27 protein-coding genes are annotated in these 25,546 nt (G+C 59.1%); 10 read left to right on the top strand and 17 right to left on the bottom strand.

Annotated elements, in window-relative coordinates:
• Positions 1 to 103: 103 nt before the first annotated feature.
• Positions 104 to 1,900, top strand: coding sequence for a 30S ribosomal protein S1 (gene rpsA / locus ROLI_RS15620; RefSeq protein WP_316247422.1), 1,797 nt, complete (start codon positions 104 to 106; stop codon positions 1,898 to 1,900).
• A 75-nt stretch (positions 1,901 to 1,975) separates the two neighbouring features.
• Here rpsA and ROLI_RS15615 read toward each other — a convergent pair whose 3' ends face one another.
• Together ROLI_RS15615 and ROLI_RS15610 are read right to left on the bottom strand one after the other, a co-directional pair.
• A complete protein-coding gene (locus tag ROLI_RS15615; protein WP_187429414.1) occupies positions 1,976 to 2,611 on the bottom strand; it encodes an outer membrane protein in 636 nt (211 codons plus the stop codon).
• A gap of 516 nt (positions 2,612 to 3,127) precedes the next feature.
• Entirely contained in the window at positions 3,128 to 4,774 is a 1,647-nt protein-coding gene (locus ROLI_RS15610; protein ID WP_187429413.1) for an NAD(P)-binding domain-containing protein, read from the bottom strand.
• A gap of 544 nt (positions 4,775 to 5,318) precedes the next feature.
• Between ROLI_RS15610 and ihfB the strand changes: the two genes are divergently transcribed.
• The 5 genes from ihfB to trpB are packed head-to-tail and all read left to right on the top strand — an operon-like array spanning position 5,319 to position 8,335.
• Positions 5,319 to 5,603, top strand: coding sequence for an integration host factor subunit beta (gene ihfB, locus ROLI_RS15605; RefSeq protein WP_187429412.1), 285 nt, complete (start codon positions 5,319 to 5,321; stop codon positions 5,601 to 5,603).
• Positions 5,603 to 5,953 carry a lipopolysaccharide assembly protein LapA domain-containing protein gene (locus ROLI_RS15600; protein ID WP_187429411.1) on the top strand — a complete coding sequence of 117 codons (351 nt, stop codon included), beginning with the start codon at positions 5,603 to 5,605 and terminating at the stop codon, positions 5,951 to 5,953. The genes ihfB and ROLI_RS15600 overlap by 1 nt, the downstream gene beginning before the upstream one ends.
• A 45-nt stretch (positions 5,954 to 5,998) precedes the next feature.
• Entirely contained in the window at positions 5,999 to 6,643 is a 645-nt protein-coding gene (locus ROLI_RS15595; RefSeq protein WP_187429410.1) for a phosphoribosylanthranilate isomerase, read from the top strand.
• On the top strand, positions 6,640 to 7,089 hold the full coding sequence (locus ROLI_RS15590) for a GNAT family N-acetyltransferase (protein WP_187429409.1): 450 nt from the start codon (positions 6,640 to 6,642) through the stop codon (positions 7,087 to 7,089). Before ROLI_RS15595 ends, ROLI_RS15590 begins: the two co-directional genes overlap by 4 nt.
• Before the next feature lie 40 nt (positions 7,090 to 7,129).
• The gene (trpB, locus tag ROLI_RS15585; RefSeq protein ID WP_262386447.1) at positions 7,130 to 8,335 is read left to right on the top strand and encodes a tryptophan synthase subunit beta; all 1,206 of its coding nucleotides are present in this window, start codon (positions 7,130 to 7,132) and stop codon (positions 8,333 to 8,335) included.
• Between the two features lie 51 nt (positions 8,336 to 8,386).
• Here trpB and ROLI_RS15580 read toward each other — a convergent pair whose 3' ends face one another.
• The 6 genes from ROLI_RS15580 to ROLI_RS15555 form a co-directional block, all read right to left on the bottom strand.
• Positions 8,387 to 8,815, bottom strand: coding sequence for a YqaA family protein (locus ROLI_RS15580; protein ID WP_187429407.1), 429 nt, complete (start codon positions 8,813 to 8,815; stop codon positions 8,387 to 8,389).
• 120 nt (positions 8,816 to 8,935) lie between these two features.
• Positions 8,936 to 9,310: a DUF2237 family protein gene (locus ROLI_RS15575; protein WP_187429406.1), complete on the bottom strand. Its 375-nt coding sequence runs from the start codon at positions 9,308 to 9,310 to the stop codon at positions 8,936 to 8,938.
• Entirely contained in the window at positions 9,297 to 10,484 is a 1,188-nt protein-coding gene (locus ROLI_RS15570) for a serine hydrolase (protein WP_187429405.1), read from the bottom strand. Before ROLI_RS15570 ends, ROLI_RS15575 begins: the two co-directional genes overlap by 14 nt.
• Positions 10,485 to 10,490: 6 nt before the next feature.
• Complete coding sequence (locus tag ROLI_RS15565) at positions 10,491 to 11,540, bottom strand: DUF2332 domain-containing protein (RefSeq protein WP_187429404.1); 1,050 nt, start codon at positions 11,538 to 11,540, stop codon at positions 10,491 to 10,493.
• Positions 11,537 to 12,226 (bottom strand): aminoacyl-tRNA hydrolase, encoded by a 690-nt coding sequence (pth, locus tag ROLI_RS15560; RefSeq protein ID WP_187429403.1) that lies wholly within the window; start codon positions 12,224 to 12,226, stop codon positions 11,537 to 11,539. Before pth ends, ROLI_RS15565 begins: the two co-directional genes overlap by 4 nt.
• Positions 12,227 to 12,332: 106 nt before the next feature.
• A complete protein-coding gene (locus tag ROLI_RS15555; RefSeq protein WP_187429402.1) occupies positions 12,333 to 12,983 on the bottom strand; it encodes a 50S ribosomal protein L25/general stress protein Ctc in 651 nt (216 codons plus the stop codon).
• Positions 12,984 to 13,132: 149 nt separating this feature from the next.
• On the opposite strand from ROLI_RS15555, the gene ROLI_RS15550 reads away from it, so the two are divergent.
• Positions 13,133 to 14,296 (top strand): MFS transporter, encoded by a 1,164-nt coding sequence (locus tag ROLI_RS15550; RefSeq protein WP_187429401.1) that lies wholly within the window; start codon positions 13,133 to 13,135, stop codon positions 14,294 to 14,296.
• An 11-nt stretch (positions 14,297 to 14,307) separates the two neighbouring features.
• On the opposite strand, the gene ROLI_RS15545 is transcribed toward ROLI_RS15550, so the two are convergent.
• A complete protein-coding gene (locus ROLI_RS15545) occupies positions 14,308 to 15,474 on the bottom strand; it encodes an alpha-hydroxy acid oxidase (RefSeq protein WP_187429400.1) in 1,167 nt (388 codons plus the stop codon).
• A 213-nt stretch (positions 15,475 to 15,687) separates the two neighbouring features.
• Entirely contained in the window at positions 15,688 to 16,479 is a 792-nt protein-coding gene (gene trpA / locus ROLI_RS15540) for a tryptophan synthase subunit alpha (protein WP_187429399.1), read from the bottom strand.
• Positions 16,480 to 16,640: 161 nt separating this feature from the next.
• Here trpA and ROLI_RS15535 point away from each other — a divergent pair, with 161 nt between their 5' ends.
• The 3 genes from ROLI_RS15535 to ROLI_RS15525 all read left to right on the top strand — a co-directional run bounded on the left by ROLI_RS15535 (position 16,641) and on the right by ROLI_RS15525 (position 18,747).
• On the top strand, positions 16,641 to 16,835 hold the full coding sequence (locus ROLI_RS15535; protein WP_187429398.1) for a hypothetical protein: 195 nt from the start codon (positions 16,641 to 16,643) through the stop codon (positions 16,833 to 16,835).
• 84 nt (positions 16,836 to 16,919) lie between these two features.
• On the top strand, positions 16,920 to 18,017 hold the full coding sequence (gene ychF / locus ROLI_RS15530) for a redox-regulated ATPase YchF (protein ID WP_187429397.1): 1,098 nt from the start codon (positions 16,920 to 16,922) through the stop codon (positions 18,015 to 18,017).
• 478 nt (positions 18,018 to 18,495) lie between these two features.
• Positions 18,496 to 18,747, top strand: a complete 252-nt coding sequence (locus ROLI_RS15525) for a hypothetical protein (RefSeq protein WP_187429396.1) — start codon at positions 18,496 to 18,498, stop codon at positions 18,745 to 18,747.
• Positions 18,748 to 18,857: 110 nt separating this feature from the next.
• Here ROLI_RS15525 and ROLI_RS15520 read toward each other — a convergent pair whose 3' ends face one another.
• From ROLI_RS15520 to ROLI_RS15490, 7 genes are read right to left on the bottom strand one after another with little or no spacing between them, the layout of a single operon-like run.
• The gene (locus ROLI_RS15520) at positions 18,858 to 19,340 is read right to left on the bottom strand and encodes a class I SAM-dependent methyltransferase (RefSeq protein WP_187429395.1); all 483 of its coding nucleotides are present in this window, start codon (positions 19,338 to 19,340) and stop codon (positions 18,858 to 18,860) included.
• Positions 19,337 to 20,098, bottom strand: a complete 762-nt coding sequence (locus ROLI_RS15515) for a polysaccharide deacetylase (RefSeq protein WP_187429394.1) — start codon at positions 20,096 to 20,098, stop codon at positions 19,337 to 19,339. Before ROLI_RS15515 ends, ROLI_RS15520 begins: the two co-directional genes overlap by 4 nt.
• Complete coding sequence (locus ROLI_RS15510; RefSeq protein ID WP_187429393.1) at positions 20,088 to 21,218, bottom strand: glycosyltransferase family protein; 1,131 nt, start codon at positions 21,216 to 21,218, stop codon at positions 20,088 to 20,090. Before ROLI_RS15510 ends, ROLI_RS15515 begins: the two co-directional genes overlap by 11 nt.
• On the bottom strand, positions 21,215 to 21,799 hold the full coding sequence (locus tag ROLI_RS15505; protein ID WP_187429392.1) for a histidine phosphatase family protein: 585 nt from the start codon (positions 21,797 to 21,799) through the stop codon (positions 21,215 to 21,217). The genes ROLI_RS15510 and ROLI_RS15505 overlap by 4 nt, the downstream gene beginning before the upstream one ends.
• Positions 21,796 to 22,869: a glycosyltransferase family 4 protein gene (locus tag ROLI_RS15500; protein WP_262386444.1), complete on the bottom strand. Its 1,074-nt coding sequence runs from the start codon at positions 22,867 to 22,869 to the stop codon at positions 21,796 to 21,798. The genes ROLI_RS15505 and ROLI_RS15500 overlap by 4 nt, the downstream gene beginning before the upstream one ends.
• Positions 22,866 to 24,113: a glycosyltransferase family 4 protein gene (locus tag ROLI_RS15495; protein ID WP_187429391.1), complete on the bottom strand. Its 1,248-nt coding sequence runs from the start codon at positions 24,111 to 24,113 to the stop codon at positions 22,866 to 22,868. The genes ROLI_RS15500 and ROLI_RS15495 overlap by 4 nt, the downstream gene beginning before the upstream one ends.
• Positions 24,110 to 25,333: a glycosyltransferase family protein gene (locus ROLI_RS15490; protein ID WP_405048972.1), complete on the bottom strand. Its 1,224-nt coding sequence runs from the start codon at positions 25,331 to 25,333 to the stop codon at positions 24,110 to 24,112. The genes ROLI_RS15495 and ROLI_RS15490 overlap by 4 nt, the downstream gene beginning before the upstream one ends.
• Positions 25,334 to 25,546: the final 213 nt, after the last annotated feature.

Genomic DNA, 25,546 nt, shown 5'->3' with positions numbered 1-25,546 from the left:
ATTCCCTTGATGGGTTGATCCCAGCTGAAAACCCCTCTATACGCGCGGACGTTGACGGGGCGGGAACAGCCTTTGCGGCAGAGCAAATGAGCAGGGTCGGTGAGTGCCGGCCCTTCGTTTGTTTTGCGTAAAGGCGATACGCCCAAGAGCAAATCAAATCCAAAGACCGGCGGAGACAACCGCACGGCCAGAAACAAACGTACAAAGGAACACACGCTACATGGCGCAAAACGCAACTATGGAAGACTTCGAAGCCCTTTTGGAAGAAAGCTTCGAAATGGACACACCCGAAGAAGGGTCTGTTGTCAAAGGCAAGGTGATCGCAATCGAAGCGGGCCAGGCCATCATCGACGTCGGCTACAAAATGGAAGGCCGCGTTGATCTCAAAGAATTCGCAGACCCCGGTGAATCCCCCAAAATCGAAGTGGGTGACGTGGTCGAGGTATTCCTGCGTCAGGTTGAAAACACCCGTGGCGAAGCGGTCATTTCCCGTGAAATGGCACGTCGCGAAGAAGCCTGGGACCGTCTGGAAAAAGCCTATGCCGACGAAGAGCGCGTCGAAGGCGCAATCTTTGGCCGTGTCAAAGGCGGCTTTACGGTCGATCTTGGTGGTGCCGTGGCGTTCCTGCCTGGTTCGCAGGTTGATGTGCGCCCCGTGCGCGATGCAGGCCCTCTGATGGGTCTCAAGCAGCCGTTCCAGGTTCTGAAAATGGACCGTCGCCGGGGCAACATCGTGGTGTCGCGTCGTGCGATCCTCGAAGAATCCCGTGCCGAACAGCGCGCCGAAGTCATCGGCAACCTCACCGAGGGCCAAACCGTTGACGGTGTGGTCAAGAACATCACCGAATACGGTGCGTTCGTCGATCTAGGCGGCGTGGACGGTCTGTTGCACGTAACCGATATGGCATGGCGCCGCGTGAACCACCCGTCCGAAATTCTGGCGATTGGCGAGACGATTAAGGTGCAGGTCATCAAGATCAACAAAGAGACACATCGTATCTCTCTCGGCATGAAGCAGTTGCAGGAAGATCCATGGGATCTGGTTGCCGCGAAATATCCGCTGGAATCATCACACACAGGTCGCGTGACCAACATCACTGATTACGGTGCCTTTGTTGAGCTCGAAGCCGGTGTCGAAGGCCTCGTGCACGTGTCCGAAATGTCCTGGACCAAGAAAAACGTCCATCCGGGCAAAATCGTGTCTACGTCGCAAGAAGTCGAAGTCATGGTTCTGGAAATCGATGGTGCCAAGCGCCGCGTTTCCCTTGGTCTCAAGCAGACTATGCGCAACCCATGGGAAGTGTTTGCAGAAACACACCCTGAGGGCACGGAAGTCGAAGGCGAAGTCAAGAACATCACCGAATTCGGTCTGTTTGTTGGTCTCGAGGGCGACATCGACGGCATGGTTCACCTCTCCGACCTGTCATGGGACGAGCGCGGCGAAGACGCGATCCAAAGCTATCACAAAAACGATGTGGTGCAGGCGGTTGTGTCCGAAGTCGACGTTGAGAAAGAGCGCATCAGCCTCTCGATCAAAGGCGTTGGCGGTGACAAGTTCGCAGAAGCGGTTGGCGGCGTGAAGCGCGGCTCGATTGTAACGGTGAATGTGACGGCCATCGAGGACGGTGGCATCGAAGTGGAATATGAGGGCATGAAATCCTTCATCCGCCGCTCCGATTTGTCGCGTGACCGTGCTGAGCAGCGCCCAGAGCGTTTCTCGGTTGGGGACAAGGTTGACGTGCGCATCACCAATGTGGACGCGAAATCCCGTCGTCTGGGTGTGTCCATCAAGGCGCGCGAAATTGCCGAAGAGAAAGAAGCCGTGCAGCAGTATGGTTCCTCGGACTCCGGTGCATCGCTTGGTGATATCTTGGGCGCAGCGCTCAAAGACAAAGACTGAGTTTAACAGATACCGCTAAAAAAAGGCCCCGCAGAGAGATCTGCGGGGCCTTTCTACTTGTTAAATTGTTCCTAATTAGAAGCGGTACGTCGCTTTGATGTGCACGGTGTTCACGTCCACATCGCCACCAGCAGCACCAGCGTTGCTGAAGCTGTGGTACATATATTCGCCCCCCAGCGTCCAATCTTCGGCGATGCGGTGGTCATAACCAAACCCCAGAACATAGCTGGTGTCGCTGCCGTCAAGCCCGTCGAACACGGCACCCGCGTTGTCAAAGCTCGAATAAGCCACACCCGCACTACCATAGAGCAGACCATTTCCAAGCTCGTAGCCGGCAATGAATTTCAGGCGGGCGATTTCGTCAAAGGACGCGGTGTCGCCGGAGGTTGCATCGGTGACCGTGATATCGGCGAAATCATATTGAAATTCCGGACCGACATACCAGCCGTTGCCGATATCCCAAAGATAACCAGCGGTAATACCTCCGATCACGCTGTCATTGTCGAAATCGCCGGGGCGGGAGCCGAGGTCGAGATCAAAGTCGCCATAGGAGTAGCCAAGTTGCGCACCGACATATGCACCTGCCCAGAAGGGAGCAGAGGAGATCGGCGCTGCGATAACGGGCGCTGCGGGCGTGGGGGTGATGTCACCGGCATAGGCAAAGCTTGCCACCGAGGTGAGTAGAATCGCAGTTGCTGTAATTCTGAGCATTCTTTTGTTCCAATTTTGCTAGAGTTGATAGACATTCACGTTGCCGCTCTGCCCGACGGACAAATCGAAACTGCAACGGGTCACATACGACAAACGTATGCGGGCGTTGTTTCGTTCCGGTTTTCGTAAGGAAATTGGCTTGCCTGCTCGGGGTCTCCTGAGAGGACGACGCTCGATGAGGTTCATCTAGAGACGAAACTTCAGTGTCACAACAGATATCTCGCGCGCCCATTCGACCCCTGCGTGCAGAACATGCCCCGCATCGGCACGAAAGGGGCGGGGGCCAAATCTAAATGCAGATCTATCAAGGCTTAAGAGCGCAGGTGCCTTTGGAAGCGTATCACCCATCCGATCGCGGGTATGACACCACAACATGGGTTGTGATGCATTTTTGCCGATCTGCGGAGCCATGTCGCGCCTTTGCCGACCCTCGCATATCCGTTCCCCATCGCGCGGTTCGGCGAATCGACGCCCCGGCGCGCAGATCGCCGGGGTTTTTCGGCGGTGTCTGCGGGCTTATTCAGCTGCGGTTCGCGCGGCGTATGTGCCTGCAATGCGCTGTCGATCCAGAAAAGCTCGAATCTGGCGGTCCGCCACGACCGAAGGCGGCAATGTTTCCCCGGCATCTTTAAAGGTCATGCACATCACAGTGCTTGCGTTTTCATCCCGTTCGGAACGAGGCCGCCAATCTGCGTCCAGATGATCGGCCAGATGGACCTCGCCGATCTGAACGCCGTCGCGAAAATGCCGGAGCACGGGATGGATGAAGGCGTCTGGCGTATCGCCGAAAACCTCATGAGCGCGTTTGACATGCATCGAATCTTCGCCAAAATCACCATATTCCAGCGTGACCATTATATATTCGCCCTGTGCGATCCGGTCTTGCGCCTGCGCCCAGGCTACAGGCACATCGTGATAGCTTTGACCCGAACCACCGGGTTCCAGCATGATGATATCGCATAGGAAACCGGGCTGCAGAAACACCCCCGAACAGGTGCTGATCCGCTCAATAATCGCGCGCGTCAGGCTCTCGGGGTCAAGCGGCGTCTGCGTGCTGGGATAATCGCTCCCTTGCACGCGCCCGGCGATGAACTCCGCCAGGCATTTCACGTTATGGCGGAACCCGTGCACGAATCCGGACATCGTCTTGCGATAATCGCGAGACTGCATAATCGTTCCGGCAAAAAACAGCCCCGGCACGTTTTCGCTTTCCCACTCGGCGGTCATCGCCGGGAATTTGGCGAAATGACGCAATTCGGGCCGGATATCATCGGCAAAGATGTCGGCGTCGAACCGAAAACCGGTGCAGGCGATCACCCGGTCATAGGTCAGGACGATCTCGTGACCCTCCGCCGCGCGCATTTCGGCCGTGACCGTATAGACACCGTCCTTGCGTTCGATCTTCACCGCCTTGGCGTCGATCACCGCATTTTGCGACTTCAACTGATAGGTATCGAGGAAATTATTGTTCACGGCGCGCAGGTGACCGACAAAATGGGTCTGCCAGGCAAAGCGCACGGGATTGGGGCTCATGACATGGATGGCGGCGGCATGTTCCACCAGTGAATCGGCGGTTTCAAAGGCGGAATTGCCCTTGCCCAATATCAGGACGCGTTCGTTTTCAAATTGTTCCGGCGTGGGATCGAAATCGAAGTAGTTATCAACCTGATCAAACCCCTCAATGCCCGGATCCCAGGGCTGGGATACGCCTGTGGCGACGATCACATTGCGCGCATGATGCGTCCTGCCATCGGCGCAGCGCAGGTTGAAAACCCCATCGGTTTTGGAGACCTCGACCACATCGCTGTTACATCGGATGTGATCTTTCATCTGCGCGGCGAAGGCCTCGGCGTAATCGACGAAATCCTCGGCGGAGGGGAAATATTTCCGGCTCCAGTCCTTGAACAAAAGCCCCTCGTCATTCAGCAGCGAATTCCAGTCATAGCGCAGCCGCGTTTCGGGATTGGACAGCCCGGTATGCACCTTGTTGATCGAGATGAACTGGCGGTGTCGCGGAAAGGTGCGAAAGAAGCTGCAAACCTGCGCGCCGCGTTCAAGGATGGTGAAATCCATACCCTTCTTCTGGAAATAATAGCCAGCCTGAAGCCCCGCCGGTCCCGAGCCGACCACGCAGACATCGCGTATCACATTGTTCCGTTTCATCCCTGACGTCCCCTGTTTTCGTCCAACTCTCTTTGCCCGTTTTTTTGACCTAAGTCTGGCGGGTGAGCTGATCTCAGATAGAACAGAACTCCGTTTTGCACGCAATGCGAGTGATTGCGTATCGAGGCTTTGTGCCTCCATTTTGGACGTGCTGTCTGATTGTTGTGCACAAAGGGCCATGGTTGGCATGAAGTCTCTTATGTCGCGCACGGGGCTGTGGCGCGGTCACGGCGCCGCGCGCTCTTGGGCTTTCGCAACAAGGCGTGGGGATCAATGTGATCGCACATCGGGTCGGTTGCGGGCCGTGCCGGGGTCATAATCTGATGCGAATCATTCGCCACTGCTGCGACGCAGAAACGCTACCGGTCTCGCTCAATTTCTCTCCAAATGTAGGGCCTGTTGGAAAAACTGCACAAATACAGGGTCTTCTATTGAAAAAATTGTCAAAGCCGGGCCATGGTTTACTTTCCCAAAGCCATCATTGTTTCTATAGTTCACGCAATGGACGTATTCGAAGCGTCTCAAAATCAACGAGGGTGTTGCCATGATCCGTTCCGAGCTGATCCAGAAGATTGCAGACGAAAATCCACATCTTTATCAGCGGGACGTTGAGCGTATCGTGAATACGATCTTCGAGGAAGTGACCGGTGCGATGTCGCGCGGGGATCGCGTTGAATTGCGCGGTTTTGGTGCCTTTTCGGTGAAAAAGCGAGACTCGCGTGTGGGTCGTAACCCGCGCACAGGCGAAACGGTGCATGTTGATGAAAAACACGTGCCATTTTTCAAGACCGGCAAGCTGTTGCGTGATCGTTTGAACGGGAAATCCTGATGCGCTATATCCGATACGCTTGTATTGCTACTTTTGCGGTGGCGCTGATTTCTGTGGCGGTTGCGAACCGCCAGATGACGTCGCTGCAATTGATCCCCTCTGAGGTGGCAGGCTGGTTTCATATGAACCCCGGTATTGATCTGCCGCTGTTCATTGTGATCTTTGGCAGCATTATCGTCGGCCTCTTTGTGGGTTTTGTCTGGGAATGGGTGCGCGAGCACAACCAGCGTGCCGAAGCAGCCCGTCAAGCGCGTGAAATGCGCCGCATGGAGCGCGAGATTGCAAAGCTCAAAGGCGAGAAACACCAGGGCAAAGACGAGGTCTTGGCCCTTCTGGATGAAGCCAGCTAGGCGCGCCTTCTTGTGCCGCCGCAAGGACCGTGATCAAACTCCGGCATGAAAAATGAGATCTCCGTAAAGATATGCGGTCTGCGCAGCACGCGGGACGTTGGTGTGGTTGCGGGCACGGGCGCGGCCTATTGTGGTTTTGTGTTCTTTGCCAAATCCCCGCGTAATGTATCGCTGGAACTCGCGCGCAACCTGGCATTGAGAGCGCCTGTTGGGCTGGCCAAGGTGGCTTTGGTGGTCAATGCGGATGACGGGTTTCTGGATGCGCTCACACAACAGGTACCGCTGGATATGCTGCAACTGCACGGGTCGGAAACGCCCGAACGCGTGGCGCTGATCAAGGCGCGCTATGGCTTGCCGGTGATGAAGGCCGTGGGGGTTGCGGATGCCTCGGACCTGCCCGTGTTGGAGAGTTATTTCAAAACCGCCGATCAGATCCTGGTCGATGCCAAACCGCCCAAAGACGCCGATTTGCCCGGTGGCAATGGGTTGGCCTTTGACTGGCGGCTGATCGCGGGGCGACGCTGGCCGATCCCCTGGATGCTGGCCGGGGGGCTGACGCCGGATAATGTGGCTGAAGCGATCAAAATGACCGGTGCAAAGCAGGTCGATGTGTCCTCGGGCGTGGAAAGCGCGCCGGGCGTGAAGGACCCCGCTCTCATCGAGGCCTTTGTGAGCGGGGCCACAGCGTGAGCGTTGTCTTTCGCCCCGCGGAGCGGTGCGAGGTGCCTGCGATCGTTGCTTTGCTGCAAGACGATGCGCTGGGGGCCGCGCGCGAGGGCGATAATATGGTGCCGTATTTTGCGGCCTATGATGTGATGATGCAGGAAAATGGCAACCAACTGATTGTTGGTGTTTCCGACACCCGCGTCGTTGCGACCTACCAGCTGACATTGATCACGGGTCTCAGTTTGCGGGCGTCGCGGCGGGCCCAAATCGAATCTGTGCGCGTTGCAAGTGAGCTGCGCGGGCAGGGGATCGGCCAATTGATGATCGAGGACGCGGTTGCGCGCGCCCGGACCGGCGGATGCAGCCTGATCCAGCTCACGATGCACAAAAGTCGCACCGATACCGCGCGCTTCTACGAAGGCCTTGGCTTTACGCCCTCCCATTTTGGCTTTAAACGCTCAACGGTCTGATATGGGAGACTCTGCCGTGAACGATCTTTTCAATTCCTTCATGACCGGCCCGGATGAGAATGGCCGTTTTGGTGATTTCGGCGGACGCTTTGTCTCCGAGACGCTGATGCCGCTCATTCTTGAGCTGGAAGAGCAATATGAAAACGCCAAGACGGATGAGAGTTTCTGGGCGGAAATGAACGACCTGTGGACCCATTACGTTGGCCGCCCCAGCCCGCTCTATTTCGCCGAACGCCTGACCGATCACCTCGGTGGCGCCAAGGTCTATATGAAGCGCGACGAGTTGAACCACACCGGCGCGCATAAGATCAACAATGTGCTGGGCCAGATCATTCTGGCGCGCCGCATGGGCAAGACGCGGATCATCGCGGAAACCGGCGCGGGCCAGCACGGCGTGGCCACGGCGACGGTCTGTGCGAAATTCGGTTTGAAATGTATCGTTTACATGGGCGCGCATGACGTCGAACGTCAGGCCCCGAATGTGTTCCGCATGCGGCTTCTGGGGGCCGAGGTGGTGCCTGTGACCTCCGGACGTGGCACGCTCAAGGACGCGATGAACGATGCGCTGCGCGACTGGGTCACCAATGTGCGTGACACGTTTTATTGCATCGGAACGGTGGCCGGCCCACACCCCTATCCGGCGATGGTGCGTGATTTTCAGGCCATCATCGGCAAGGAAGTGCGCGAGCAGATGACCGCCGCCGAGGGGCGTTTTCCCGATACGCTGATTGCGGCGATTGGGGGCGGTTCGAACGCGATGGGCCTGTTTTACCCGTTCCTGGACGACAAGGAAGTCGGGATCATCGGCGTCGAGGCTGGCGGCAAGGGCGTGAATGCCAAGATGGAGCATTGCGCCTCGCTGACCGGCGGGCGTCCCGGTGTGCTGCACGGCAACCGGACCTATCTGTTACAGGACGACGATGGACAAATCCTCGAAGGGTTCTCAATCTCCGCAGGGCTTGATTATCCGGGCATCGGTCCCGAACACGCTTGGCTGCATGAAATTGGGCGCGCAAAATACGTGTCGATCACGGATGTTGAGGCGCTTGAGGCGTTTCAGCTTTGCTGCGAACTCGAAGGCATCATCCCGGCGCTGGAGCCCAGCCATGCGTTGGCCCATGTCATGAAGATCGCGTCCGAGCTGCCAAAGGATCACATCATCTGCATGAACATGTGCGGGCGCGGCGACAAGGACATTTTTACCGTCGCCAAGGCGCTGGGGTTCGAGATGGGCGCGTTTGCCTGAGGCGGCCCGGTTGTGATGTGCAGATAGGCGCGCTCTAAGCTGTTGCGCGCCTCAGAGCCAGGCCAGCGTCAGCGCGGCCAGCACAAGGTAACGCGTGCCTTTGGCGATCGTGACGAAGAGCAGGAACGTTGGCAATGGTTCGCGCATCACGCCCGCAACCAATGTGAGCGGGTCACCGATCACAGGCACCCAACTGCCCAACAGGGACCATCGCCCATAGCGGCGATACCAGTTTTGAGCTTGCTCGAGCCGTGCTTCAGAGGCTGGAAACCAATTCCTATGCCTGAAATGGAGCAGATATCGTCCAAGATACCAGTTTACAACGCTGCCCAGCACATTGCCGACGGTCGCAATAATGACCAGGCCGGAGGCTGAATGCGCACCGGACAGCAAAAGCGCGACCAGAACGGCTTCGGATTGCATCGGCAAAATGGTTGCTGCGGCAAAGGCAGACCCAAACAGGACGATGTAGGCGATCATATTGAGGTCATTGCTTTCGGGGTCACGGTGAAAGTGATCGCATCAAAGGTGGGTCACCCGAAATGGCGCGCGCCGGTGCAAGATGTCCGCTGCGGTTTGTCCGCAATTGCGCCAGGGATCTCAATCAACGTGGCGATGCTCTTTCAATACTTCCAACGGCACGATTTCCAGCGCGCGTTTATGCGTCGCGGCAAGGTTCACCTTGGGCGCGCAGCCCTCATCATGGGCTTGCAGGAACCGCCCCGCACAAAGGCACCACGGATTCCCCGGTTTCAGGCCTGCGAAACCAAATTCCGGTCGCGGCGTGCTCAGATCATTGCCGACGTATTTCGAATAGGCGAGGAACTCCGCCGTCATCACTGCACAGACCGTATGGCTACCCTGATCGGCGGCACAGGTGTTGCAATGGCCGTCGCGGAAAAATCCGGTGACCGGATCGGTGCCGCAGATCGCAAGTGCGCCGCCCAATACGTTGATGCTGTCATCTTTCTCCATTCGCATCTCCCTGCAAACCGTCGGTCATTTCGCGAAATAGCGCGATGTTCTGACGCTGGACCTCTGCGTCTCGAAACTCCCCATCCACTGCCGTCAGGGCGATCACGACCCCCTGCACCTCATTGATGTAGAGGTATTGTCCGTAAATGCCACGTCCCATGTATTCGCGCGGGCGCGCATCGCGGGGCATCCACCATTGATAGCCATAGCCATATTGATCGGCACCCGTTGGGGCGGATGGCGTGGTGGAGGCGATCACCCAGTCGCGCGGCACGATCTGTTGCCCATTCCATGCGCCATGTTGCAGGAACATCTGCCCGAAACGCGCATAATCGCGCGTAGTCGCGTTCAGCCCACCCAACACAAAGGCAACGCCCGTGCCATCGGTCAGGTAATAGGGCGCGCGCTCGACCCCAAGCGGTGCGATAATTTCCTCGCCCATCAGATCGATGATCGAGCGCCCCGTGGCCCCGCGAATGACCATGCCCAGAACATGCATATCAATCGACACATATTGCCAATCGGTGCCGGGGTCGGTGAAGGTTTCCGTCAGCCCGGCTGCAAAAGCATCCATCTTGCCGCCAAGCGCCAGCACGCGGCCCATGCGGTTGATGTCGGAACTTTTGTCGAGGTAGTCCTCGTCGAATGTCACGCCGGTGGTCATGTTCAACACGTGGCGGATCGTGACGCCGTCATAGGCACCACTCCGCAGAAGCGGGACATAATCGATGACCGGATCATCCAGGCTTGCGATGTCACCGCGTTCCAGAATAATCCCCATCAGCGCGGAGAGGTAGCTTTTGGCGATGGACCAGCTGATGCGCAAATCCTCTGCTGTGGTGCCTTGGTAATAGCCCTCAAAGACCAGCGCACCGTCTTTCAGCACCACAATCGAAGTGATGTTGCGCGCGGCAACGAAGCGATCGAATCCGGCGGGCGGCATCATGCGCGCGCCCGGTGGCAGAAGCGATGCGGGGGTCTCGCCCGTCGGGATAGGTGTATTCAGAAAAGCGCGGTCCATATGGCTGAAATTGGCGACAATCCGGTCGGGCAAAAACAGGCTGTTGACGGCCAGCACCCGCGTCAGTTCCTCGCGCTTCCAGATGCCCAGCACGAGCAATGCGAGCACCAAAGCGCCAAAGCCCCGCAGGATCCATTTCAAAGCGATGCGCATCTTTGCTTAACTCCGCCCCCGCGCGCCGGTCCATTTTACCCAACGGCCATGAAAATCGACCCGCGCCAGATCATAAGCGATATCACCCGGCCATAAGCGCAACGTCAGTGCGGCACCGATGGCACCGGAGCGATCACCATCGCTCTCCATGGCAAGCCAGGCAAGCGGTTTGGCGGCGGTGGCCTTACGCCCGGCGGCTTCAATCAGAGCGGTGCCCCGGTTTTGGGCATCGGGCGGGAAATACTGCCAGGCGACCGTGTGTTGGATCAAATGCACATGCCCTTCCGGTGCCGTGGCAAGCCGTGTCGCCAACCAGTCGATGGCGTCCCCGCGTGCTATTGGTGCGGTCATATTGCGCGCCGCCGCATGGGTCAGCGCCAGACGATGCGGTTGGTCGGGCCAAAGGTATGCTGTTAGCCGCAACACATCATCAGGGTCGGACGGATCCAGCGGGTTGAGATCCACACCCGCACGGCCCGCAACCACGGGCATTTTGCGCGGCGGCGGCGCGCCCGTCCACTCCGGGGCAAGCGTCAAAACAGGGTCCTGCGCGCCAAGCGTCAGAGCTGGTAGCGCCACGGCATAGTCATCCCACATGAGATTGAGACCGCCGCTGGCCCCCAATTCGGAGAGGATAAAAGGCAGATCGAAATGCTCAGCCGCGACGCAGGCCCCGCTCAGGAGTGCTGCGGAGCGGCGGACCTCATTGGTTTGGGGAGGGCTCTCTACCCAGTCCAGCATGAAGTCTTCAGAGGCCGCGAGCGCCTCGAGCACAGCTTGCAAGAGGGTGGCATCGGAAACCTTTTGTGGCGGATACACGGCTTGCAACCGCGCGGCGCGGTTTGAGAGGACAAGCGCATGCAGCCCGCCTGCGATGCGCAGCGGCAAGGAGGCACCGGCCGGACCGATATCACCGTCAAACTGCGCCAGCCTTGCATCAAGCCGCGTGCCCATCGGCCAGTGAACCGCCAGCAGCCGCAACAATTGCCCCATGAAGGGCGAGCCCAGTTTTTCACAACTGGCGGCTTGTTGGGCAAAGGCTTCTGCAAGGCTCACCGGAAGCGGTCCATCAGCTTTTGCAGGGGTGACTTTTCGGGTGCCTCAGGCGCGGCTTTCGCAGGGGGTGTGTTTGATACCGCAGTGTTTCGGGATTTTTGCCCCGTGCCGGAGCGCGGTGGTGAGACGCGCATCCCGACGGCATTCATGAACTTTGCGCCATCCCCGACCGCCAGCCAGGGGGCTCCGTCACTCACCCCGCGCAGCACGTCATCGAGCCATGCCTCATCGGCTTTGGCGAAATCATGCAGCACATAGGAAGGCACACGGTCCTTATGACCGGGATGGCCAACACCAAGCCGCACGCGCCCGTATTCCGGACCAATATGCGCATGAATGGAGCGCAACCCGTTGTGACCGGCATGCCCCCCGCCGATCTTATGTTTGACCTTGCCGGGTGCGAGATCAATTTCGTCGTGCAACACTACCACATCCGAGGGGTCCAGCTTGTAAAACCGCATCGCGGCCTGCACGGATTGGCCGGAATTATTCATGAAGGTTTCGGGCTTCAGCAACACGGCGCGATCCGACCCGAACCGCCCTTCGCTGATGCTGCCCTGATGCTTGCCTTTCCACGGCCCAAAACCGTGATCCTGCGCCATGCGGTCCAGCGCCATGAAGCCGATATTATGCCGATGCCCGGCATATTTGGGCCCCGGATTTCCCAACCCAACGATCAATTTCATCGCAATGCTCCTTGATGTTGCGGCGCAGCATAGCAAAGCCGCACCCCAAACGAAATACGGGGCCGCAAGGGGCCCCGTATTGCAACGCTTGTCTTAAAACAGCGCCTTATTCTTCGGTCGCTTCCGCATCCGCTTCTGGCGCGTCTTCGCTCTCACCATCGCCGTCTTCGTCATCTGACGACAACAAGCCCGCAGGTGCTGAGAGTTGCGCGATCACAAAATCACGGTCGATTGTCGGTTTCGCGCCCTCGGGCAGGTTGACCGACGAAATGGTGATATTGTCGCCAATTTCCATCTCGGAAATATCGATGGTGATGTGATCGGGAATATCGCCCGCGGTCACGATCAATTCGACCTCCGGACGGATCAGGGTCAGAACACCACCCTTTTTCAATCCGGGTGCGACCTCCTCGCCCTCGACCTCAACCGCGATAAACAGGTTGATCTGTGTGGTGCGTTTCAGGCGCATGAAATCGATATGCGTCGGCAAATCCTTGACAACGTGGCGCTGAACATCGCGGCAGATCACGCGCACATCGTCGTGGCCCTCTACCTTCATGTTGAACAGGGTCGATTTGAACCGACCTTCGCGCAGCTTCTTGATCAGCACGTTGAACGGAATGTTGATCGGCAGCGGATCGACGTCGCCCCCAAATACAATCCCAGGAACCATGCCATCGCGGCGTGCCTGACGAGCGGCGCCCTTGCCTGTCCCCGTCCGTTCCTGGGCTTCAAGATCTGGAACTTCTCCAGCCATCTTTAATCTCCAATATGTTTAGGGCGGGGCTCCTCCAAGGCTGTAGCCCCGCGTGAAGTCGCGCATATAGACCGGTTTATGCGCCGTGGAAAGGTGTTTTTCGCGCAGCCTGTCTTGCGGGGGGCGCGGCCCCGTGGCACGCATCCGGGATGGGTCTGATAAACGACATAAAACTCTCGCGCAAACCACTGGCGGGCTTTCTGGTGATCGGCTGTGCCTGGGCCACTTGTTTTGCGCAGATGCCCGCGATCAAGGCCGGGATCGGCGCATCCGATGCGGTGCTCGGGACGGCGATCCTGTTCTCATCTATGGGCGCGATTGCGGCGATGTGGCTTGCCCCGTTGGCGGACCGGCTGGCCGGGCGGTGGGCGCTTCCTGTTTTTGCCTGTCTGGTGGGGGTGGGCATGCTGCTGGCGGGTGCGGCATCGGCGGTTGTCGCCTTTACGTTCGGGATGTTGCTGGCAGCGATCGGTTCGGGCGTCGTGGATGTGTTGATCAACGTGCGTGTTTCGGAGATCGAGGCGAGCTCGGGCCGCGCCCTGATGAACCTGAACCACGCGCTCTACTCCTTTATCTACGCAGGCGCCGCGCTCGCAACAGGGGCGCTGCGCGAGGCAGGCTGGACGCCACTGCAGGTCTTTACCGTGCTGGCTTGCGTCATTGCGGTGCTGGCCTGGATGTCACTGGACGCCCGCACGCCGCCCGAATTGGAAACCGATGTGCCGTCGGGGGTCAACATGCCGCATGGGCTGGTGTGGCTGGCCGGTTTGCTGGTGATGGTGGCTTTTCTGTCGGAGGCCTCGGCTGAGGGCTGGTCGGCGCTGCATCTGGAACGCACCCTCGGGGGTGGGGCGGCTGAGGGTGCGCTGGGACCGGCTATTCTGGGTCTGACCATGGGCATCGGGCGTCTGGCCGGGCATTGGATTGCGCATCGCCTTTCCGATACGGTGATGATGGTGTCGGCCTGCCTGCTGTCGGCCTTTGGACTGGCGGTGGCGGGCGCGGCACCAACGCTTTGGGTGGCCTATATCGGTTTCGGTTTCGGGGGCCTTGGCATTTCCGTCCTCGCCCCGCTGACCCTTGCCCTGGTGGGTCGGATTGTGCCGCCCAAGGCGCGGCTGGCCGCGATCAGCCGGGCTTCCGTGCTGGGGTATGGCGCGTTTTTCCTCGGGCCCCCTTTGATGGGATTTACCTCCGAAGTTTTTGGCCTGCGCGCGGCGTTTTTCGTCGTTGCAGGCATCATGATCATCGCTTGCGTGACCATTGTTCCGCTGCTCGCACGGGGCGTGCGGCAACGCGCACAATCGGCCTGAAAGGTCTTTGATCAGGCCTGCCAGCGGCCTTCGAAATCCTCTGGTATCAGCAGATCATGACGCCCCAGATCGCGCACCTGTGTCTCACCGCATAGCGCCATGGTCACGTCCAGCTCCTTGTGGATGACCTCCAGCGCCTTGGTCACACCGGCCTCGCCCATCGCACCCAACCCATGCACAAACGCGCGCCCGATGTAGGTGCCTTTTGCCCCCATCGCGAGCGCCTTGAGCACATCCTGACCCGAACGGATACCGCTGTCGAGATGCACTTCGATTTTGTCACCGACCGCGTCCATGATCGCGGGCAACGCACGAATGGAAGAGAGCGCGCCGTCCAATTGACGCCCGCCGTGGTTGGACACGATAATTGCATCCGCGCCCACTTGCAGCGCCATTTTGGCGTCTTCTGCATCCAATATCCCCTTCAGGATCAGCGGGCCGCCCCACATCTTCTTGATCTCCTTGACCTCTTCCCAATTCAGCTGCGGATCAAAGCTCTCCGCGGCCCAGACAGACAGCGAGGACAGATCGCTGATCCCATCGATATGGCCGACGATATTGCCGAATGCGTGTCGTTTGGTCTTGGCCATCCCCGCGATCCAGCGCCATTTGGTTGCCAGATCAATCAGGTTGGGCAGGGTGGGCCGGATCGGAATGCTGAGCCCGTTTTTGATGTCCTTGTGGCGTTGTCCGAGGATTTGCAGATCCAGCGTGACCACAAGCGCCGAACATTTCGCGTCCTTCGCCCGTTGGATAATGTTCTTGATGAAGGTCTTGTCGCGCATGGCATAAAGCTGAAACCAGAAGGGTTTGGTGGTGTTTTCCGCCACATCCTCGATCGAACAGATCGACATGGTCGAGAGCGTAAACGGCACACCAAATTTTTCTGCGGCCTTCGCAGCCAGAATTTCACCATCCGCATGCTGCATCCCGGTGGAGCCGACAGGGGCCAGCGCGACCGGCATGGACACATCCTGCCCGATCATCTGGCTGGCGGTGGAGCGCCCGGTCATATCAACCGCCACCCGCTGGCGTAGTCTGATCTTTTCAAAATCAGTCGTGTTTTCGCGGAAGGTCTGTTCGGTCCAGCTTCCCGATTCGGCGTAATCATAAAACATCCGGGGTGTGCGGCGGCGGTGCAGATCCTTGAGATCCTGGATTGTGGTAATAATTGGCATGGCACCCCCGGTATTGGTCAGTTTTCATTACCAATCCGGCCGGGAAAGATCAATTGGGTAAGTTGATGCGGGTGTCGGTTACGACCGCTGTCATGATGCATCAAAACGGGTTGCATAGGGGCGCAACGTCGATCTTTCCCAGATCGTAGATAACGCAGGCGCACAACGAACCACAGGGAATCGCCGATAGAAACCCGCGACCTGCGACGGTTTTCAGACCGAATGGGCACCATCGGAAAGGGTTTTCACGAAGGCCAGAACATCGGCGACACTGTCGCCTGCTGCGATTTTTCCGACAATTGCGGAGCCAACGACAACACCATCTGCAACGCTTGCGATGGCGCGCGATTTTTCCGGCGTGTTCACGCCAAAACCAACGACCACAGGCAATCCGCCCTGTTTCTTGATCCGCGCAACTTCCGGGGCAACATCGACCGCATCCGCTTCGGCCGCGCCGGTAATGCCGGTAATCGAGACGTAATAGACGAACCCGGATGTGTTTTGCAGCACGCGTGGCAGGCGCTTGTCATCCGTCGTCGGGGTGGCGAGGCGAATAAAATTCAACCCTGCCGCCTGTGCGGGCAGGCATAATTCACTGTCCTCTTCCGGGGGCAGATCCACAACGATCAACCCGTCAATGCCCGCCTCTTTTGCGGCGCGCAGAAAGTCATCGACGCCGCGGCTGTAGATCGGATTGTAATACCCCATCAACACAATTGGTGTTGTCTGGTCACCCTCGCGGAAAGCGCGCGCCAGATCGAGGGTGCGTTGCAAGGTCATACCTGTTTCAAGGGCGCGTTGACCGGCCAGTTGGATCGTCGGGCCATCCGCCATCGGATCGGTAAAAGGCAGGCCCAGTTCGATGATATCGACACCCGCACCGGGAAGGCCCCGCACGATTTCGAGAGAGGTGTCGAAATCCGGATCACCGGCCATCACATAGGATACAAATGCCTTCTTTCCGGCCTTTGAGAGTTCTGCAAATTTAGCATCAATACGGGTCATGGCACGCGCCTTTCTTATGTTGGTCCCGCAATGCCTAAAACCCGCGCGGAAATCAATGGACCAAAAGGCACCATTTCGCGGTGTTGATAGCAGCTTCTTGAAGGGGGACAGATTTTTTCTTTTCCCCTTTCGATTTCTGACAGGGCCTCTAAAATCGGGGTATGAATTATTTGCTCGCCATTCTTTTACCGCCCCTCTCTATCCTTTTGACGGGACGACCGATCATTGCCGTTCTGGTTTTTCTGATCTGGATTCCGGCTTTGGTGTTTTCGGGCGGGCTGACGCACCCGATGTTTATCCTGCTGGCGTGGTTTTTGATTTTCCATGCCCGCGAGGACAGGCGGGAACGCTTTTAGGACCTTTGCGCAGGACAGGAGCGCGGGGACTTGTCTTGATCGCCCAGACACCATAGGACATGCGCCAGCTAAAAGGACGTGGATATGGGTTTCAAAATGGGTATCGTGGGTCTGCCAAACGTAGGCAAATCCACCCTCTTCAACGCGCTGACGCGGACGGCGGCTGCACAGGCCGCAAATTTCCCGTTTTGTACGATCGAGCCGAACGTAGGAGAGGTCGCGGTCCCGGATGCGCGGCTGGATCAATTGGCCGGTATTGCGCAATCCAAACAGATCATCCCGACGCGTATGACCTTTGTCGATATTGCGGGGCTGGTAAAAGGGGCCTCCAAAGGCGAGGGGCTTGGCAATCAGTTTCTGGCGAATATTCGCGAAGTCGATGCGATCGCGCATGTGCTGAGGTGTTTTGAAGACGGCGATGTGACCCATGTCGAGGGACGCGTGGATCCGGTGTCCGACGCCGAGACGATTGAAACCGAGCTGATGTTGGCCGACCTCGAAAGCCTCGAAAAACGTTTGCAGAATAACGTGCGCAAGGTGCGTGGGGGCGACAAGGAAGCAGTGCAACAGCAGCGCCTGATGGAAGCCGCCAAAGCCGTCCTGGAGGACGGCAAGCCCGCACGTGTCGTGGATGTCGATGAAGATGACCTCAAGGCGTGGAAGCTACTGCAACTTCTGACCAGCAAACCCGTGCTGTTTGTCTGCAACGTCGGCGAGGCAGAGGCGGCCGAGGGCAATGCCCATTCCGCTAAGGTGGCCGAGATGGCGGCCGCTCAGGGCAATTCTCATGTGATTATCTCTGCCCAGATCGAAGAGGAAATCAGCCAGCTGGAGCGCGATGAGGCGGTGATGTTTCTGGAAGAGATGGGCCTTGCCGAGGCGGGACTTGATCGGCTGATCCGTGCGGGCTATGAGCTTTTGCACCTTGAGACCTATTTCACTGTCGGCCCTAAGGAAGCGCGCGCCTGGACGGTTCCGGGGGGCACCACCGCGCCCAAGGCGGCGGGCGTCATTCACGGCGATTTTGAGAAAGGTTTCATCCGGGCGGAGACGATTTCATTCCATGATTTTGTATCTCTGGGGGGTGAAGCCGGCGCAAAGGAGGCCGGGAAAATGCGTGCCGAAGGAAAGTCATACATCGTCAAGGATGGCGATGTCCTGCATTTCCTTTTCAATACCTGAAGAAAGCGGCTGCTGAGGTTGCGCCCACACGCTCCGGAAAGGGCTGCTGCATTAAATCCAGAACTTCATCGGCCCGCATTCATTTATGTGTGTGGTCAGTGTTTTGTGCACGCATCATCCGGGTTGCGAATGATCATGGAGTTTGAAAGGGCAAGTATTTAAATCCCCTCGATAAATCCGATGTCCTTTCGGTCGTGACGCGTCATAAAGGCGATAATAAATGAGATCGGCGCACCGCCCTAAAGAAGGCGTCAAGTCCAGCCGCCGCGCGCATTGCGTCATGGTGATTGTCCACAGGCTCTAGCGCAACGACGCTGAGCATGGCTTGCCAAAGGGGCTGGAGAGTTCTGCCTCCTCCGCATCACTCATGTGGGTTTCATCAAGGTAGTTTCGAGGGCTTCCCACGACGACAACAGAAAATTGGCTTTGCCGGTTCATCGAACGCGACTTTCAGACCCTCAAGAAACATCTCTATCGCTTGAATGATTTGGCCAATCACGTCCAATCCGACCAAATCCAGATCGGTGATATGCTGGCAGTGATGGCGGATGAAACCAATCCACAGCACGCCGCCAAGCCAAATACCATCGGAGTCGGCAATATCGGCATGTTCAGCTTTTTGGGTTGCAACGATCCCAATCTTTGCGACGGGCGTTTGAAAATACCCATTCTGTTGATCTTCGGTTCAGTCCAGAACATCCGTACAGGCCCGAATAAAAAGAGAGGTTGAAAATCTCTGCGTCCCAAGGCCATAGACGCGGAAAATCCGGCCATTCACTCCGGTGCCTCGTGATCTGAAACCGGTAGGACAGGGATGTCATGCGCTTCTCTCGACCTGCATCATCCGGTTGCGCGGTAAAACAAATAGCGCTCGGGGTCGATCGTATCCGGCCCATCGATCCTGGTGAAGCCAATCAAGGGTTGTTGGCTGACAACCAGACCGCCCGGATGCATCAACGGCGCAATCAAAGGCGACAGACGCGCGCCTTCCTCGACATCCAACTCTTTGACACCAAAGCCAAAATCATAGTGGGCGAGCGCCACTTTTACGTGGCGCAAGGCCAGTTCCGCCAACATCGCATCGGCCTCACCGAGCAGGAAATTTTCGGCGGGCGGCACGCAGGACGGATGAGGTTGCAAGACCCTGTCGATCACCCAAATGCGGCGATCCGGCAATTGTTCGCGCAGATGATCATAGGTGCGCCCATTGCCAAGTCCCAGTTCAAGCACATCGCCGGGCATCGCGTCCGTCAGCCGTGCCGCCCAGTTCAGCCCGTCGATCTGGGCCGAAAGCCGACGTCGCATGGAGTCCAAACGGCTCATATTTTCTCCTCTGGAGGTGTGATCAAGGGGGAGGGTTGCGCGCCACCCGCCAGAAGTTCGCCGACAAACGCTTCTGAAAACGTCCAGATGTCGGGCGTATGCACAAGGTGATGGGTCAAATAGCCAAAAGGCTCGTCGTTGTCGATACGCCCTTCACGGCGGTCCACAAGATGGCGCAGGGTCGCCGCGATGATCTGTTCGGGGTCGCGCAAGCCACGTGTGCCGCGCCAGTCGATCGGGTCGATATGCGTATTGACGATGCGCAACCCAGGGGCAGCATAGGGCGCATTGCGCGGTGAAAAGGTCGAAACGACCTCATAACCCAACGCCGCAAGGGTCGGCATGTAAGAAGCGTGCAAACGGTTCCAGGGGGCTACAAACGCGCGGACCAGGGTGGTGGCGAAAGCCGTATGCAGGGTCATCAATGCCTGCGCCAGCTCCTGCGCCGCACCTTCACGTTCATGGCCGAATTCTGCCTTTTTGAGCCCGGCTGGCGCGGTGTTGTGATGCGCCCAGCCGTGTACGACCGGCAGAAAAGGCGATCCTACAGAGATATAATCGATCAAAGAGGGCTCTAATCGTGCCGGGATCACGGCGAGGTGCACGGGCAAGTCACATTTCCGCGCCATTCGGGCAAGCTGATCCAAGGACGGTGTCCTCGCAACCGCGTCATCATCGCGCCACCACAGGGGCAGCGTCAAACCTTGTCCCCGCCAGAGGGCAAGTTCGCGGCGCAGCGGCGACCAATCAACGCGCATGATACATTGCTTGCGTGATCCTGACCGAATTGCGCGCACCGTCCATGGCCTGTGTTTGGGGCTTTCTGGGCGGTGCATTGCGCAACCTGTCCAGATGCGACAGCAACGCGGCCCCGGTCAAATCCGCATTTGGCAGAAGAGATATGCCCGCCAGCTTGCTCAGGGCGGTGGCGCGCAACGTCTGTTCAACCTCGCCCCCGGCATCGAAGGGGATCAAGACTGCCGGTGTACCGGTTTGCAGGATATCGAGTGCTGTGTTGTATCCGGCCATGGAAACGGATGCTTCGGCGCGTTGCAGCAGGCCCCGAAAATCGGGTCGGGCCGCTTCAATACGCGTGTTTTCGCACGCTTGTCTCGTCATTTCAGCGATTCGTTCCTGCGCGGAGCCACCCCCAACCAACATGTGCCACTGTCGCGTGTGATCAAGGTGCGCGGCGTCAAGGGCCGCTTTGAAAACCGCCGCCCCGACGTCACCCCCGCCAGCACTGACCAGGATGCCGCGTGGTTTTTCACGGATCGCTTGCGGGGCGGGCGGGGCCACGAAGCCGGTGTATTGCAGATAGGGGGCCAGCGCATTTGAGACGGGCCAACTGATATCGAGCGGCGTGATGTCCGGATCCGAATGCACCAGCACCGCGTCATAGTAGGTGGTGATCAAGGCTTGCGCGGCTTGTGCCTTGGCGGGTTTGGAGGGCGGGGCGAGAATATCGCGCACCGAGGCGCAGATCAGCGGAGGCGCTGGCAGTTGGCGCGCGCAGGAGAGCAGATGGGTGAATTCCGCGCTCAAAACCCGTCGCCCGAAAGGGAAAAGCTCGGTGATCAGCACGTCAGGGGATATCTCGCGCAGCAGCTGTTCCAGCCTCTGCGCCCGCGATTTCAACAGCTGGGGCCTGGCATCCACGCCGCTCTCGTCAAGGAGCCGGCGGAAATTCACCCCATCCGAGCGCAGGGGCGGCAATTGGCGAAACGTCACGCCCGTAACGTCAAGATGCGCCGCGGGCATGCCCCCGGAGACCACGGTGCAGGCATGCCCGCCCGCGTCAAAGGCACGCGCAAGGGTCAGAGCGCGTGACAAATGCCCCGTGCCTAGCAGATGCGTGACCACGATCATGACCTTCATGATGCGCGCTCGGGCAGGCGGATCGGCGCGTCATTTGCGGACCATTTACCGTCCCGGATCGTGATCACAAAGAGGCGGTTGCGCTTGATCTGAAACGGGGGCGGTCCGGTGAAATCCCATCCTGTGGCCTGCGCCATCAGCACCCGCATGATGCCGATATGACAGACGGCGAACGCATCCCGGCGCAGGGTCTCTACCCAAGGGCGCAGCCTTGCGCTGAGATCGGCGGGGCTCTCGCCCTTGGGGGGGCGGTAATTCCAGCCCCAATCCTCGATGTCGCGATATCCCGACTGCGGATCGGCGCGCAGCTTGATGCCTTCCTGACCTTCCCAATCGCCCCAGTTCATCTCGCCCAAGGCGAGGTCGGTTTTCGGGGGGTGGCCTGTGATGATCTGCGCGGTTTCAACGGCGCGCTGCAAGGGGCTCGACCAGAGGTCGCAGTCTTGCCACTCCGGCGGCAGAGCAAGCCTTGCCAGATGCGCTTTGGCGTCCTCATCAAGGGGGATGTCGCTGCGCCCCTGAATGCGGCCTTGCCGGTTCCAGGCCGTATGACCATGGCGCAGCAGCGCAAGCCGTATCACGCCAGCACCTCGCTAATTGCAGTGCACAGGATCGTGCTGGCCCCGGATATCAGGTGATGGGCCGCGATATGATCGCGCGCCGCGCGCCCGCGCCCCGCGCGTTCGTCGGGATGGCGCAATAGAGCATCCAATTCCTGTGCAAGCGCCTCGGGACCCTGTTCCGGGCGCGGATATTGTCCCGGTGCCAGCACATCGATGACGCCGGGGCGATCTTGCGCAACGACTGGCAGCCCGGCGGCCTGCGCCTCCAGATAGGTCACGCCGAAGGCTTCGTTGACACCGGGCCAGAACAGCAGGCTGGCGTTTGAGTATTCCTTTTCCAGTGCCTCTGCATCCAGCGAGCCGCGCATTTCGACGCGTGCTCCAAAGGGCCCCATGATCGAGGCCACGGCGTTGAGGGCGGGCCCGTCCCCCGCAATCACGAGCCGCCAGTCCGGCGTTTTGAGCCGTTTCAATGTATCGGCAATAAGCTCATAGGAGGCGATTTTATCGCCATGGCGCAGCATCCCAACGCTTAGCATTGCACCTTCGCAAAGGCTCTGCGGCGGCAGGTTCACGCGCGGTAAAAATGGCGGCAGATGGATGATTTTCTGATGCGGTGCCTGATAGGCGCGCAGGGCCAGCGCGTCTCTTTGGGTCAGATGGAATATCACATCCGCCGCGTCACTGGCGGCTTCTGCGGCCTGAGCAAACGCGGCCCAGGGCCCGGTGAGGCGCTTGCGCGCACGGGTCGCTTCGATCTGGAAATAGGGCAGCTTCAACGCGGCGGCGACCACGGGACCCACCAGATCGGGTGCCTTATAATAGCTGTGATAGGTGATCCAAACTTGCCAATTGGAGTGCTGCCCGAGGGTGATCAGCCGTGTCGCTTCACGCTCTGCCTGCGCCAGGAGGCGGGTTTGGATATCGCGACAGCCTTGCTTGTCCACGGTTTGCAGGGTCGAGACCAGTTCCGCGTCCATATTCCCATGTTCAAGGGCTTGCAGGATCGCGCGCCCCATCGCGCGATCCCCGGATGGCACCGGATGTGTTGGCGGTTTCATCGGCGCATAAAAGGCGACGCGTGTCATGGCGCACCTCGCAGCATCCGCGTCAGGCGCTCTTTGAGCAGGGCAATACCCGGCGGCATCTGGAATTGCATCACCAGCCTGGTATAGGCCGCATCCGCCATTTTGCGCGCCACATCAGGGTTGCGCGCAATGGTCTCTATTTCGCGCGCAATACTGGCGGGGGCATCATCGCTCAGAACGCCGTGTACACCGGTGTCGATGAATTCGGGAATGGCGGAAACGGGTGTGGACAGAATGGCGAGCTTCTGGCTGGCGGCCTCCATCAGGACATTGGGCAAGCCATCACGGTCCCCATCCGAGGCCACCCGGCTGGGCAGCACGAAGAGGTCGGCCTTGCGCATGGCCTCGATGACTTCGGGCTGGTCGCTTGCGCCGCGCCAGGTGATGCGGTGTGCCACGCCATGGTGCTGCGCCAGCGCCTGCAATGCGTCGCGCATGGCACCACCACCGATATGCGTCCAATGCCAGTCAAGCGTATCTGGCAACAATGCAAAGGCTTCGATCAACCGATCAAACCCCTTCTTTTCGACAAGCCGGCCGACCGACATCAGGGCGATCGGATCATCGGGTTGGCGCCTTGCGCGCGCGGGGGGTGGCGGAAACCGCGTCAGATCAAGGCCGTGATAGACCAGATCAATGCGGTCCTCCCGATCGGCCAGCGTGCGCAGATGCGCCGCGCCAAACCGGGTGCAGGTCGCGCCGAAATCCGCGCCGAAACTATTGGCTGAGAGTTTTTCGCGCAACTCCCACTCCGGTGAGGTCCAGATGTCCTTGGCATGGGCGGAGAAGGACCAGGGCAGGGCGCGCAGGATCGCACCGTATCGCGCCACGGAGGCGGGCGTGTGCAGAAAATGCGCGTAGAGCCCTCTGGTTTGGGGCGGTAATTCGCGCGCCAGCACGCAGGCCTGTCCGAACCGGCGCAACCGGTTGGGGGTGCGGTCGCGGGCATAATCGGCGCGCAGGATACGCCAGGTATCGGCGAACCCCGGACGCATCAGCGCATGCAAAAACCCGCGCAGAACACGCAGGGGTTCATCCTTCAGATATTCCGGCAGGTAATGCACCGGCGCGCGCAACCGCGCATGCAGCGGATGGGTTTTCGTGTCCGTCGGGTGGCGCAGGGACCAGATTTCGAATTCGACGCCGGCCTCTTCGAGCGCGACCAGCTCCTGTGCGATGAAGGTCTCCGAAAGACGCGGCCAGCCCTTGACGATCACCGCCAGACGCGCCGTGTCTGCGCTCATCTGTCCGCCATAAGGCTTGTTGCGCGCGCGACAACAACGTCCAATCCATCCAGCAAGCCATTGGCCCCGGCATGGGAGGGCTTCTTCTGTGAGGGCAGATTGCGAATGAAGTCGATCATTGTCTGTGCCGTGAGCCCGTCGCGGGTCTCATCCAGCATACGCACAAGGCCAAGCTCTTCGGCGCGCGCGGCGCGGATCCATTGTTCCATGCGCGGTACGGTGCGCGGCACGATGACCGCGCGTTTGTCAAAGGACAGCACCTCGCAAAAGGTATTGTATCCGCCCATGCACACAACACCTTCGGCCCCGGCAAAAAGCGCCTCGATCTTGGAATCAAACCCCAGGGCTGTCACGCGACCATCCAGCCGCGCCACACGCGCATCAAAGGCCTCGCGCACTTCGCCCGACAGGAAGGGCCCATAGACCAGAACCGCATTGGGCTTGAGCGTCGGGTCGGTTTCATAGGCCTCAATGGCCAGATCGACCATGGCTTGCCCATCCCCGCCGCCCCCTGGCGTGATCAGCACATAAGGCGTATCGGGGACTTCGGCGGCATCCGTCACTTCGCGGCGCAGATAGCCCGTCCAATAGATGCGCGCCCGCGTCGCATCCGACAGGCGCAACCCCTGCGTCGGGTCATAGACCGTGCGCGGACCATAGACCCAGATCTGGTCATAAAACCGCTCTGTCGCCTGGATCGCGCCCTTGCGATCCCATTCGGCGGCCAGCACCGCAGGTTCATCGAGCACATCCCGCAGACCCAGCACACAGCGCGTCGTGCCACGCTTTTCGAGCCATTCCAGCGTCGGCAGCAATTCTCCGCGAAACCCGGTGGGCTCTTTATCCACAATCAACAGATCGGGCTCGTATTGCTCAACCGCCGTCTGGATCAGGCCGGAGCGCAGGTTGGTGGTCTTGTCGATGTCCAGACCCAGCGTCTGGCTGACGTAGGAGCCATCCGGCAATTTCGTGACACCGGGCAGGCGCATGTGATCGACCCGCTCGGGAAAAGTGAAGCGACCGGCGACGGGCGAGCCCGTCAGGATGATCGCCGAGGCATTGGGATCCGCTGCCGTCAGCGCCGATGCAAGCGCGCGCGAGCGGCGCAAGTGCCCAAGTCCAAAGGTATCATGGCTGTAAAGCATCACCCGCAAAGCGCGCTTGGGGTCCCGCGTGACGCTTGGTTCGCGTGTGTCATATGTGTCGCGAAACACGTTCATTGAAACACCCCGCGCGGTTTCCTGCGGCAAGGGCTGTTCGTCACAAAGAGAGATGTCTGATGCATATCGGCCGCTGCGCTAAGTAAAATCATTGGGCACATCGGCCAGTCCTTGGATCTTTGAAAGGAGCCGCTGCCCCGTTTTCACTGCCTGTTTGGCACAATTGTGAACCATGTGCAAAACACCTGTTCTCCCAAAACCTTGTAAGGATGT

The organism is Roseobacter fucihabitans (assembly GCF_014337925.2).
Classification (GTDB): domain Bacteria; phylum Pseudomonadota; class Alphaproteobacteria; order Rhodobacterales; family Rhodobacteraceae; genus Roseobacter; species Roseobacter fucihabitans.
Note: the sequence above shows the minus strand (reverse complement) of the source record. Positions and strands in the feature narration are given on the sequence as shown.

Bases quoted from the DNA above. Each gene is read 5' to 3' on its own strand.
- ROLI_RS15615 (WP_187429414.1), bottom strand. From the start codon at position 2,611: ATGCTCAGAATTACAGCAACTGCGATTCTACTCACCTCGGTGGCAAGC.
- ROLI_RS15610 (WP_187429413.1), bottom strand. From the start codon at position 4,774: ATGAAACGGAACAATGTGATACGCGATGTCTGCGTGGTCGGCTCGGGA.
- ihfB (WP_187429412.1), top strand. From the start codon at position 5,319: ATGATCCGTTCCGAGCTGATCCAGAAGATTGCAGACGAAAATCCACAT.
- ROLI_RS15600 (WP_187429411.1), top strand. From the start codon at position 5,603: ATGCGCTATATCCGATACGCTTGTATTGCTACTTTTGCGGTGGCGCTG.
- ROLI_RS15595 (WP_187429410.1), top strand. From the start codon at position 5,999: ATGAAAAATGAGATCTCCGTAAAGATATGCGGTCTGCGCAGCACGCGG.
- trpB (WP_262386447.1), top strand. From the start codon at position 7,130: ATGACCGGCCCGGATGAGAATGGCCGTTTTGGTGATTTCGGCGGACGC.
- ROLI_RS15580 (WP_187429407.1), bottom strand. From the start codon at position 8,815: ATGATCGCCTACATCGTCCTGTTTGGGTCTGCCTTTGCCGCAGCAACC.
- ROLI_RS15575 (WP_187429406.1), bottom strand. From the start codon at position 9,310: ATGGAGAAAGATGACAGCATCAACGTATTGGGCGGCGCACTTGCGATC.
- ROLI_RS15570 (WP_187429405.1), bottom strand. From the start codon at position 10,484: ATGCGCATCGCTTTGAAATGGATCCTGCGGGGCTTTGGCGCTTTGGTG.
- pth (WP_187429403.1), bottom strand. From the start codon at position 12,226: ATGAAATTGATCGTTGGGTTGGGAAATCCGGGGCCCAAATATGCCGGG.
- ROLI_RS15555 (WP_187429402.1), bottom strand. From the start codon at position 12,983: ATGGCTGGAGAAGTTCCAGATCTTGAAGCCCAGGAACGGACGGGGACA.
- ROLI_RS15550 (WP_187429401.1), top strand. From the start codon at position 13,133: ATGGGTCTGATAAACGACATAAAACTCTCGCGCAAACCACTGGCGGGC.
- ROLI_RS15545 (WP_187429400.1), bottom strand. From the start codon at position 15,474: ATGCCAATTATTACCACAATCCAGGATCTCAAGGATCTGCACCGCCGC.
- trpA (WP_187429399.1), bottom strand. From the start codon at position 16,479: ATGACCCGTATTGATGCTAAATTTGCAGAACTCTCAAAGGCCGGAAAG.
- ROLI_RS15535 (WP_187429398.1), top strand. From the start codon at position 16,641: ATGAATTATTTGCTCGCCATTCTTTTACCGCCCCTCTCTATCCTTTTG.
- ychF (WP_187429397.1), top strand. From the start codon at position 16,920: ATGGGTTTCAAAATGGGTATCGTGGGTCTGCCAAACGTAGGCAAATCC.
- ROLI_RS15520 (WP_187429395.1), bottom strand. From the start codon at position 19,340: ATGAGCCGTTTGGACTCCATGCGACGTCGGCTTTCGGCCCAGATCGAC.
- ROLI_RS15515 (WP_187429394.1), bottom strand. From the start codon at position 20,098: ATGCGCGTTGATTGGTCGCCGCTGCGCCGCGAACTTGCCCTCTGGCGG.
- ROLI_RS15510 (WP_187429393.1), bottom strand. From the start codon at position 21,218: ATGAAGGTCATGATCGTGGTCACGCATCTGCTAGGCACGGGGCATTTG.
- ROLI_RS15500 (WP_262386444.1), bottom strand. From the start codon at position 22,869: ATGACACGCGTCGCCTTTTATGCGCCGATGAAACCGCCAACACATCCG.
- ROLI_RS15495 (WP_187429391.1), bottom strand. From the start codon at position 24,113: ATGAGCGCAGACACGGCGCGTCTGGCGGTGATCGTCAAGGGCTGGCCG.
- ROLI_RS15490 (WP_405048972.1), bottom strand. From the start codon at position 25,333: ATGAACGTGTTTCGCGACACATATGACACACGCGAACCAAGCGTCACG.